This is a genomic window from Daejeonella sp. (assembly GCF_049655485.1).
GTDB lineage: Bacteria > Bacteroidota > Bacteroidia > Sphingobacteriales > Sphingobacteriaceae > Daejeonella.
The window spans coordinates 1-1,590 of the sequence record NZ_JBASJU010000261.1; the positions used below are offsets into that span (position 1 = coordinate 1).

The following is a 1,590-nucleotide window of genomic DNA, read 5'->3' on the forward strand; positions in this document are numbered from 1 at the left end:
CTGCTGGATTTGATTTTAATCTTTCGAAAAATCTTTCTGCCGGAATAGGTTATACCCGATCCTTTTTTCCTGACAGCTCATTCTTCTTACAATCCCAAAATTTAAACATGTTCTCAGGGAAGTTGGGATATGACTTCAACTGGCTGACAGCTGGGTTAAATGCTGATTACAATCCCGGTCAGGACGGGGCGCTTTATTTATCATTCGATGTAAAGAAATCAATCGAACTGGTCGCCTTTAATCAAAGCGATTACATCAGTATCGAGCCCAGATTTGAAGTTATCGGCAGCACGCAGCAAATTATTACCACAGAAGAGGTCCCGTCGTCCAATCAAAACAACGGTCTCGGAATTATAAAACGCCCCGGCAGACGGTTCGATCAAAAGCCTGAATACCGAACCGTGGAAAGCACGAGCTTTGGGATATTGTCGTATAATTTTAAACTTCCTGTTGCCTACAGCACAAAGAGATTTATGGTAGAAGCGGGATATCAGGCTTCGTTAATATCCAGGGACACTGAAGCTTCTTTTAAGAACCCGCGTTCATTCTTTTCTCTGGGCTTGTATTATGTGCTTTAATCTTTAATACAGATATTCTATCTATCTCTTCACATACAAATATTTATTCTGCAGCGAAACCACTCCAAAAATTACCAATGATGCAATCAGACTGACAATTATTATTTCTTTCAAGTCTCCGCCAAGTATTGCCATACCAAGTAAAACCCCGGCAGCTAAACAGCCAATTACAATCCTGGCCTTGATCGCTATGGCGGATGTCAATCCTTTTTTAATAGATGGGATTTGCATCGTTAAAAAAATAACGACGATCACCAATACGGGTATTAAGCTTTTCAATAAATCCATATTTTGCACATTTACACTAATTTAGGATATTAATTCTATTAATTACTATACCAGGGGAATCCGTGAAATACATAACCCGTACCGTCTGGATTCTATCTATTATCAGCCTGCTGACAGACACGGCCAGCGAAATGCTTTACCCAATTATGCCCATATATCTAAAGAGCATCGGTTTTTCCATTGTACTTATTGGAATACTCGAAGGGCTGGCAGAAGCAACAGCAGGATTTAGCAAAGGTTATTTCGGGAAACTATCTGACACCTCCGGCAGAAGGGTTCCTTTTGTTCAAATTGGTTATGCTTTCAGTGCCATTTCCAAACCCATGATGGCAGTTTTTACTTTTCCCATCTGGATATTTTTCGCACGCACAATTGACCGCTTTGGTAAAGGCATTCGAACGGGTGCGAGGGATGCAATTCTCTCGGATGAAGCGACACCACATACAAAAGGAAAAGTATTCGGATTCCATCGTTCAATGGACACCCTGGGGGCAGTGATAGGGCCTTTATTTGCTTTACTTTATTTGTACCATTATCCGCAAGACTACAAGACCCTTTTTTTTATAGCATTCGTTCCGGGACTATTTGCTGTTATTTCAACATTTTATCTGAAAGACAAAAAAGCATCAGACCAAATGGTAAAAGTGAAAACACCACTTTTTTCATTCCTGAAATACTGGAAAGCAAGTCCGTCAGAATATAGAAAAGTCGTCATTGGGCTTTT

General features: G+C 40.3%; 3 protein-coding genes. 2 read left to right on the forward strand and 1 reads right to left on the reverse strand.

Features of this window, described 5'->3' with window-relative positions; all coding sequences use genetic code 11:
* The coding region (locus WBJ10_RS11145; RefSeq protein WP_424290286.1) for a hypothetical protein at positions 1–578 on the forward strand (578 nt) is incomplete at its 5' end.
* A 21-nt stretch (positions 579–599) separates the two neighbouring features.
* Here WBJ10_RS11145 and WBJ10_RS11150 read toward each other — a convergent pair.
* Complete coding sequence (locus WBJ10_RS11150) at positions 600–866, reverse strand: hypothetical protein (protein WP_424290288.1); 267 nt, start codon at positions 864–866, stop codon at positions 600–602.
* Between the two features lie 62 nt (positions 867–928).
* Here WBJ10_RS11150 and WBJ10_RS11155 point away from each other — a divergent pair.
* On the forward strand, positions 929–1,590 hold a 662-nt coding region (locus tag WBJ10_RS11155; protein ID WP_424290290.1), incomplete at its 3' end, for an MFS transporter.

Excerpts from the sequence above, each read along its gene's own strand:
- WBJ10_RS11150 (WP_424290288.1), bottom strand. The coding sequence starts at position 866 with ATGGATTTATTGAAAAGCTTAATACCCGTATTGGTGATCGTCGTTATT.